The organism is Cellulosimicrobium sp. AB352, assembly GCF_049538415.1.
In the GTDB taxonomy this organism is placed as follows: domain Bacteria; phylum Actinomycetota; class Actinomycetes; order Actinomycetales; family Cellulomonadaceae; genus Cellulosimicrobium; species Cellulosimicrobium funkei.
Genome location: NZ_JBMVFX010000023.1, coordinates 66,760 through 74,357 on the forward strand (window position 1 = coordinate 66,760; position 7,598 = coordinate 74,357).

Sequence of the window (7,598 nt, forward strand, 5' to 3'; positions counted from 1 at the left end):
TCACCCGAGCTCCTCTTCGGCAGTGCGACATCAGCTCGCGGGCTCGAGCTGGGAGAGGATCACGCCGTTGCTGATCGTGGCCCACGACGGCGGGAAGGCGTACATGTCGTCCTCGGACGGCCAGCCGGTGTAGTCCTTCGTGTTGACGAACGACATGGTCGGGTTCACGACGAGGGCGATGTAGGGGAGGTCGCGGGCGATCTCCTTCTGCACCGTGGCGTACGCGGCCTTCTTCGCGTCCTCGTCGTTGGTGCCGGCGGCGGTGGCCACGGCCTCGTCGACGAGCGGGTTGGAGTAGCGCGGGAAGTTGAAGCGGCCGGCCTCGATGGTCTCGCCCACCGGCGTCGTGTACTCGGTCGTGAGCCACTGGCGGTAGATGGCGAACGGGTCGTCGAGCGAGGTGCCCGTGATGCCGCTGATCATCATCTGGTAGTTGCCGCTGGTCCGGGCGTCGGACATCTCCTGCTGCGTGATCTTCACGTGGTTGATCTGCACGCCCGCCTCGAGCGCCTGCTGCGCGATGAGGTCACCGGCCGCGTTGTGGTCGCTCCAGCCGTCGACCGAGATGAGGTCGACCGAGAGCTTCTGGCCGTCCTTCTCGAAGATGCCGTCGGCACCCTTGGTGTAGCCGGCCGCCTCGAGGACCTTGGCCGCCTCGGCCGGGTCGCCCTCCTGCGGGCTCTCCTTCTCGATCTCGGGGGAGATCCAGCGGTCGTCACGACCGACGAGCGCGAGCGACGGCGACGCGACGGCCGCGTGGCCCGAGAACGCCTTCTCGTTGATCTCGCCGCGGTCGACGAGCAGGTTGACCGCCTGGCGGACGGCGAGGTCCGTCTGCGGGCCCGCGCAGCCGAGCGCCGCGTTCGAGCACGACATGATCGTGGTCGGGTCCTGCGGGGTGTTGAGCAGCGAGACCTGGCCGCCGCCGGTGACCGTGTCCGGGTCCGCGATGAACATCGTGGTCCAGTCGATCTTGCCGGTGGCGAGGAGGTCCTGGGCGCTCTGGTTCTTGTCGAGCGCGAGGAAGCGGACCTTCTCGAGCTTCGGCTCGCCGCCCCAGTAGTCCTCGTTCGGGACGACGGTGTAGGTCGCGTTCGTGATGGTGTCGAGCGTGAACGGGCCGGTGCCGACGGGCTCCTCGTTCGTGTACGTGATGAGGTCCGACACCTCCTTGAAGAGGTGCTCGGGGACCATGAGCGTGGTGCCGAGGATCTGCACGGCGCTCGTGAACTGCGCGCCGTTGAACGTGAACTTGACGGTCGACTCGTCGACCTTCTCGATCGTGTTCAGGTAGTCGCGCTTCGCCGCCTCGTTGGTGTACGAGAAGATGACGTCCTCGACCGTGAAGTCCTCGCCGTCGGACCACTTCACGCCCTCGCGGATCTTGACGGTCAGCTCGGTGCCGTCCTCGCTCCACTCGTAGGACTCGCCCAGGCGGGGCGTCGGGTCGCCGGCCTCGGCGCGGTTGTAGAAGAACAGCGGCTCGTAGATGCCGCCGTTCGTCACGTGCAGCGGGTTGGGCGCGTACGGGTTGAAGTTCGCGACCATGGGCGTCTGGGTGCCGGCCCAGACGTTGAGGACACGGGCCTCGCCGCCGTTGCCCTCGCCCTCGCCGTTGCCCCCGCCGGTGCAGGCGCTCGCGAGCAGCGAGACGCCCGTCACGAGTGCCGCGGCCGTGAGCAGACGCTTGCGCGCCGTGCTTCGAATCATCTTCGGTCCTTTCGCATGGACGACGCGTCCTCACGTCGTACTTCGGCGCCCGCAGGCGTGTGGCAGGAACACTAACTAATAGCCACCGGCCCTCCTACGAATACGACAGGAAAGTTACCTAACTGAGACATCGATACCAGGATCGCGCCGGAACAGGCTCGGCCGGACCCCGTGGGACGGGGTCCGGCGGAGGTGCCGGGGGCGGTCAGGAGGGAGCGGGGGCGGCCAGCGGCCGGTCCGGGCGCCACGGGCCGTGCGGGGCGCAGCGCGTCGCGCGGCCGCAGCAGGCGGCGCTCGCACGAGCGGCCGGGGACGGGGTCGGCGGCGGTACGGCGGCAGCGCCGCCAGCGGGCCGGGGCGGGGTCAGCGAGCGACGTCCAGCGCGGCGCGCGCGGCCCGCGCGACCTCGGGGTCGGTGACCTCGTAGCCGGCGTCGCCGCCACCACCCGGCCCGGCGTCGTCCGCGACGACGCGCTTGGCCGAGAGGTGCACGGCGTCCACGCCCGCGGCCACCAGGGCCCCGACGTCCTGCGGCCGCACTCCCCCGCCGGCCATGACCTGCACACGTCCGTCGAGCGCGTCGCGCGCGTGCGCCGCCATGGCGCGCAGCCGGTCCGTGCCGTCGATGCTGCGCGACGCGCCGCCCGAGGTGAGCACGCGCACGACCCCGGCCCCCGCGAGCGCGTCGAGGGCGGCGAGCGGGTCGGCGACGACGTCGACGGCGCGGTGGAACGTGACCTCGCGCCCGTCGGCGGCGTCCACGAGGGTGCGGACGGCGCCGACGTCGACCAGGCCGTCCGGGGTGAGCGCACCCACGACGACTCCGCGCGCCCCGGCCGCCACCGCGGCCCGGACGTCGCGCACCTGGACGTCGAGGTCGGTGGGCGTGAGAACGAAGCCGCCCGGGCGCGGGCGCACGAGCACGTGCACCTCGACGCGCGGCCCGGAGCCGTCGGCCGCCGCCGCGGCGGCGACCGCGGCCTCGACGAGCCCGGCGCTGGGCGTGAGCCCGCCCGTGGCGCCGAGACCGACGCACAGCTCGACCCGGTGGGCACGCACGGCCGCGGCCACACGGACGCCGTCGGGGTCCTGGACGGCGAGCTCGAGGGCCACGTCGCGGGCCGCGCTGCCCTCGGGGTGGGTGGTCGTCATGGCGCTCTCCCGTCGTCCGGTCCGGCGGCCGTCGCGTCGCGCGACCCGCACGACGGCGGCCGTCGGCCAGGGTAGACGACTCCGGGCAGCGCGTCGGGCGCGCGGGCTCAGGCCGGCGTCGGCCGTCCCGCCGCGACGGCGGCGAGGCACGCGGACCGCAGGGTCGCGGCCACCTCGTCCGGGTCGCCGAGGTACCCCGCGACCATCGCGCCGTCGCGCAGCATCATGAGCTGCGCCGCGGTCGCGTCGGCGTCCGCGACGCCGACCGCCGCCGCGAGCCGCGCGAACACGTCCCGCGTCCAGCGCCGGTGGCGGTCCACGACGACGCGCACCGGGTCCTGCGGGTCGGGCGTCTCCGCCGCGGCGTTGATGAACGGGCAGCCGCGGAAGCCGGGCACGCAGCTCACGGCGCCGATGGCGCCCGCGAGGGCGCTCAGGGCGTCGAGCGGCTCGGCGTCGCGGAGCGACTCGTCGACGACGGCACGGTCGCGTGCGGCCTGCGCCTCGAGGTAGGCGACGACGAGGTCGGACTTCGTGCGGAAGTGGCGGTAGAACGTCACCTTGGTGATGCCGACCTGCTCGATGACGCGGTCGGCGCTCGTCGCTCGGATGCCCTGGGCGTAGAAGAGCGCCGAGGCTGCCTCGAGGATGCGGCGGCGCGTGTCGGCCGCGGTGCCGCGGCCTGTCGCCCCGGGCGTCGGCGAGTCGTCGACCATGCCCCCTCCTTGTCTCCGCCCTTGCGCGCGGTCGGCCGCCAGTCTAGGTTCTCCGATGTAGACGTACTAGTAACTCTACTTCGATCCCGACTCTCGAGAGGCACCTCATGGCTGACACCCTCTACACCGCCGTGGCCACCGCGACCGGCGACGGTCGCGCCGGAGGCCGCGCCGTGTCCGACGACGGCCAGCTCGACGTCACGCTCGCCGTCCCGCGCCAGATGGGCGGCCCCGGTGGCGGGACGAACCCGGAGCAGCTGTTCGCGGCCGGGTGGTCGTCATGCTTCCACTCGGCGCTGAAGATGGTCGCGGCGCAGCGCAAGGTCCCCGTGGCCGACTCGGCCGTCGTCGCCGAGGTCGACCTCGTCCCGACCGGCGACGGCGGCTTCTCGCTCGGCGCGACGCTGCACGTCGAGCTCGGGGGCGGCGTCACCCAGGACGTCGCCGAGGAGCTCGCGGAGGCCGCGCACGCCGTCTGCCCGTACTCGCTCGCGACCCGGGGCAACATCCCCGTCACGGTCCGCACGACCGTCGCGTAAGGCACCCCGGCACCACCGCCGGGACCGGCTCGCGGATCGGTCCCGCGGGTCGGGCCCGGTGGTCAGTCCAGGCAGAACTCGTTGCCCTCGACGTCCTGCATGACGATGCAGGACTCGTTCTCCTCGTCCGCGAGCATCACGCGCACGCAGGTCGCGCCGAGCGCGACGAGCCGGTCGCGCTCGGCCTCGAGCGCGGCGAGACGGTCGGCACCCACGAGCCCGGTGCCGGCACGCACGTCGAGGTGCACGCGGTTCTTGACGACCTTGCCCTCGGGGACACGCTGGAAGTACAGGCGCGGACCGGCCCCGGTGGGGTCGCTGCACGCGGACCACTCGTCCCGCTCTGTGGCCGGGAGGGAGGCCTCGGCGTCGTCCCAGGTGCTGAAGCCCTCCGGGGGCGGCGCCGGGACGTAGCCCAGCACCTCGCACCAGAACCGGGCGACGCGCCGTGGCTGCGCGCAGTCGAACGTGACCTGGACCTGCCTGACCGCCGCCATCCGGCCACCCTAGGCGCCCGACCCTTCTCGGCCGGAGGGCTTTTCACGGGCGCACGACGGCCGCCGATGCCACCGCTCCGCGCGGGGCACCGACGGCCGTCGTCGTGCGGCTCGGGTCAGATGACGCCGAGCGCGAGGATCGCGTCGGCGACCTTGGTGAAGCCCGCGATGTTGGCGCCGAGCACGTAGTTGCCGGGCGTGCCGTACTCGTCGGCCGTCTCGACGCAGCGGTCGTGGATGCCCGCCATGATCTGCGCGAGGCGGTCCTCCGTGTACTCGAAGGACCACGCGTCCCGCGACGCGTTCTGCTGCATCTCGAGGGCCGACGTCGCGACGCCGCCCGCGTTCGCGGCCTTGCCCGGCGCGAAGAGCACGCCCGCCTCCTGGAGCAGCGCGACGGCGCTCGGCGTCGTGGGCATGTTGGCGCCCTCGGCGACCGCGACGACGCCGTTCGCGACGAGCTGCTTGGCCGCCGCCTCGTCGAGCTCGTTCTGCGTCGCGCACGGGAGCGCGACGTCGCACGGCACGTCCCAGATGGACCCGTCGGTGACGACGCGGGCCCCGGGGCGACGCGCGGCGTAGTCGGCGACGCGCCCGCGCTCGACCTCCTTGATCTGGCGCAGGAGCTCGAGGTCGACCCCGGCCTCGTCGACGACGTAGCCCGACGAGTCGGAGAACGCGACCACGTTCGCGCCGAGCTGCTGCGCCTTGGCCGTCGCGTAGATCGCGACGTTGCCCGAGCCCGAGACGACGACGCGGCGCCCGTCGAGCTCCTGCCCGCGCGTCTCCAGCATGTTCTGCGCGAAGAGGACCGTGCCGTAGCCCGTGGCCTCCGTGCGGACGAGCGAGCCGCCCCACGAGATGCCCTTGCCCGTGAGGACGCCGGACTCGTACCGGTTGGTGATGCGCTTGTACTGCCCGAAGAGGTAGCCGATCTCGCGGCCGCCCACGCCGATGTCGCCCGCGGGGACGTCCGTGTTCTCGCCGATGTGCCGGTAGAGCTCCGTCATGAACGACTGGCAGAACCGCATGACCTCGCCGTCGGACCGCCCGCGCGGGTCGAAGTCGGAGCCGCCCTTGCCGCCGCCGATGGGCATGCCCGTGAGCGAGTTCTTGAAGATCTGCTCGAAGCCGAGGAACTTCACGATGCCGAGGTAGACCGACGGGTGGAACCGCAGGCCGCCCTTGTACGGGCCGAGTGCCGAGTTGAACTCGACGCGGAAGCCGCGGTTGATCTGCACGCGCCCGGTGTCGTCCACCCACGGGACCCGGAAGATGATCTGGCGCTCCGGCTCGCACACGCGCTCGAGGACGGCGGCCTCGACGTAGCGCGGGTGCTTGCGCAGCACGGGGCCGAGCGAGTCGAAGACCTCGCGCACGGCCTGGTGGAACTCGGCCTCGCCGGGGTTGCGACGCAGGACCTCGTCGTAGACGGACTGCAGTCGGCTGTCCATGGGTACTCCTCGTCTGACGCGGGCGGAACTCCTGCTGACGGTACGCCTGTGCCAGAAGCTCCCGTCACACCGTCTCACTCCGCGCGCACCGGCACGGGCGGCCGCAGCGCAGGAGCGACCGCACGGGGCGGCACAGGAGTCACCGACGACGACACATCCGTCCACCCACTGAGAAACCCTACCGATCCGGTGCAGTTTCTCGGGGCGGTTGCTATACCCGTCCCCAGGTCACGAGCGCCAGCGCCAAGCCCCGGCTCGCTGGCCGGCAACCCCCTGTCACGGCGGGGTGCTCCGGGAGATGACCAGGCCGGGCCCGGCCTGCCCCGCCACCGGCGAGGACGGCCCGCACGGCAAGCGTGATCGACGACTACTGCGAGGTGCACATGACCCACCACCCCACCCACCCGACGGTGCTCGCCGTCTCGGGCAACCCGCGGCCCGGCTCGCGCACGCTCGGCGCCGCCGAGACGGTCGCGCGCCGCGTCGCCGACCTCCTCGGCGCGGACGACGTCGCCACGGTCGACCTGGCGTCGCTCGCCGGCGAGGTGCTCGCCGCCGACCATCCGGCGGCCGACGCCGCCCGTGAGCAGCTCGCCCGGGCGACCGTCGCCGTCGTGGCGACGCCGGTCTACAAGGCGTCCTACACCGGGCTGCTGAAGGCCTTCCTCGACCTCTACGGCCCCGACGGGCTCGCGGGCGTCGTCGTGGTCCCGCTCGTCGTGTCCGGGAACCCGGCGCACGCGCTCGTCGGGGAGGTGCACCTGCGGCCCGTGCTCGTCGAGCTCGGCGCCGTCGTCCCGACCCGGTCGCTCACGGTCACCGAGCCGCAGCTCGCGGACCTGGGACCGGTGGTGGACGCGTGGCTCGCGCGCGCGGGCGACGCCCTGCGCCGCGCCACGGCACCGCTCCCCCCGGCGGAGGACCGCCCGTCGGCCCGCACCGACGCAGCCGTCGCCGACGCGTTCGCGGGGGTGGCCCGATGACCGCCGAGCTCACCCACCTGGAGGCCCTCCTGGCCGAGCAGGACGAGCCCCAGCTCTCCCCCGACGAGTACAAGGCCGTGTTCCGCGGCCACCCCGCGGGCGTCGCCGTCGTCGCGCTCGAGCACGGCGACCGTCTCGTCGGCTTCACCGCCACGTCGGTCATCTCCGTCTCGGCCGCGCCCCCGCTGCTCGCGTTCTCGCTCGCGTCGACGTCGTCGTCGTGGCCCGCGGTCTCGACGGCGCGCACGCTGACCGTGAGCTTCCTCGCGGACCACCAGGACGACGTCTCGGCCCGGTTCGCGACGAGCGGCATCGACCGGTTCGCGGACGGCGGCTGGTCGCGCCTGCCGACGGGCGAGCCCGTGATCGACGGCGCGCTGTCGTGGGTGCGCGGGCGGGTCGTCCAGCGCACGCCGGTGGGCGACTCCTACCTCGTCTCGCTGCGCGCGCTCGCGTCGAGCGTCGGCACCGCGCCCGGGGCGCCCCGGGAGGCGGCGGCGTCGCCGCTCGTCTACCACGACCGCACCTACCACCGGATCGGCGACCA

General features: G+C 73.2%; 8 protein-coding genes and 1 riboswitch. Of the genes, 3 read left to right on the top strand and 5 right to left on the bottom strand.

What is annotated here, in order from left to right; translation table 11 throughout:
- Positions 1–30 precede the first annotated feature (30 nt).
- The 3 genes from ACPCUX_RS15675 to ACPCUX_RS15685 form a co-directional block, all read right to left on the bottom strand.
- Entirely contained in the window at positions 31–1,710 is a 1,680-nt protein-coding gene (locus tag ACPCUX_RS15675) for an ABC transporter substrate-binding protein (RefSeq protein WP_085386589.1), read from the bottom strand.
- A gap of 363 nt (positions 1,711–2,073) precedes the next feature.
- Positions 2,074–2,862: a copper homeostasis protein CutC gene (locus ACPCUX_RS15680; protein WP_423389125.1), complete on the bottom strand. Its 789-nt coding sequence runs from the start codon at positions 2,860–2,862 to the stop codon at positions 2,074–2,076.
- Between the two features lie 107 nt (positions 2,863–2,969).
- Complete coding sequence (locus tag ACPCUX_RS15685) at positions 2,970–3,578, bottom strand: TetR/AcrR family transcriptional regulator (protein ID WP_144721489.1); 609 nt, start codon at positions 3,576–3,578, stop codon at positions 2,970–2,972.
- Positions 3,579–3,685: 107 nt separating this feature from the next.
- On the opposite strand from ACPCUX_RS15685, the gene ACPCUX_RS15690 reads away from it, so the two are divergent.
- Complete coding sequence (locus ACPCUX_RS15690) at positions 3,686–4,117, top strand: organic hydroperoxide resistance protein (RefSeq protein WP_076403553.1); 432 nt, start codon at positions 3,686–3,688, stop codon at positions 4,115–4,117.
- Between the two features lie 62 nt (positions 4,118–4,179).
- On the opposite strand, the gene ACPCUX_RS15695 is transcribed toward ACPCUX_RS15690, so the two are convergent.
- Together ACPCUX_RS15695 and gdhA are read right to left on the bottom strand one after the other, a co-directional pair.
- Complete coding sequence (locus ACPCUX_RS15695) at positions 4,180–4,614, bottom strand: VOC family protein (protein WP_423389126.1); 435 nt, start codon at positions 4,612–4,614, stop codon at positions 4,180–4,182.
- A gap of 116 nt (positions 4,615–4,730) precedes the next feature.
- Positions 4,731–6,068, bottom strand: coding sequence for an NADP-specific glutamate dehydrogenase (gene gdhA / locus ACPCUX_RS15700; protein WP_021482903.1), 1,338 nt, complete (start codon positions 6,066–6,068; stop codon positions 4,731–4,733).
- A gap of 226 nt (positions 6,069–6,294) precedes the next feature.
- A riboswitch (SAM riboswitch) is annotated at positions 6,295–6,397 on the top strand.
- A gap of 54 nt (positions 6,398–6,451) precedes the next feature.
- Between gdhA and ACPCUX_RS15705 the strand changes: the two genes are divergently transcribed.
- Together ACPCUX_RS15705 and ACPCUX_RS15710 are read left to right on the top strand one after the other, a co-directional pair.
- Positions 6,452–7,051 carry an NADPH-dependent FMN reductase gene (locus ACPCUX_RS15705; protein WP_396049415.1) on the top strand — a complete coding sequence of 200 codons (600 nt, stop codon included), beginning with the start codon at positions 6,452–6,454 and terminating at the stop codon, positions 7,049–7,051.
- Positions 7,048–7,598: flavin reductase family protein (locus ACPCUX_RS15710; RefSeq protein ID WP_423389127.1), on the top strand; the 551-nt coding region annotated here is incomplete at its 3' end. The genes ACPCUX_RS15705 and ACPCUX_RS15710, both read left to right, overlap by 4 nt.

Excerpts from the sequence above, each read along its gene's own strand:
- ACPCUX_RS15675 (WP_085386589.1), bottom strand. The coding sequence starts at position 1,710 with ATGATTCGAAGCACGGCGCGCAAGCGTCTGCTCACGGCCGCGGCACTC.
- ACPCUX_RS15680 (WP_423389125.1), bottom strand. The coding sequence starts at position 2,862 with ATGACGACCACCCACCCCGAGGGCAGCGCGGCCCGCGACGTGGCCCTC.
- ACPCUX_RS15685 (WP_144721489.1), bottom strand. The coding sequence starts at position 3,578 with ATGGTCGACGACTCGCCGACGCCCGGGGCGACAGGCCGCGGCACCGCG.
- ACPCUX_RS15690 (WP_076403553.1), top strand. The coding sequence starts at position 3,686 with ATGGCTGACACCCTCTACACCGCCGTGGCCACCGCGACCGGCGACGGT.
- ACPCUX_RS15695 (WP_423389126.1), bottom strand. The coding sequence starts at position 4,614 with ATGGCGGCGGTCAGGCAGGTCCAGGTCACGTTCGACTGCGCGCAGCCA.
- gdhA (WP_021482903.1), bottom strand. The coding sequence starts at position 6,068 with ATGGACAGCCGACTGCAGTCCGTCTACGACGAGGTCCTGCGTCGCAAC.
- ACPCUX_RS15705 (WP_396049415.1), top strand. The coding sequence starts at position 6,452 with ATGACCCACCACCCCACCCACCCGACGGTGCTCGCCGTCTCGGGCAAC.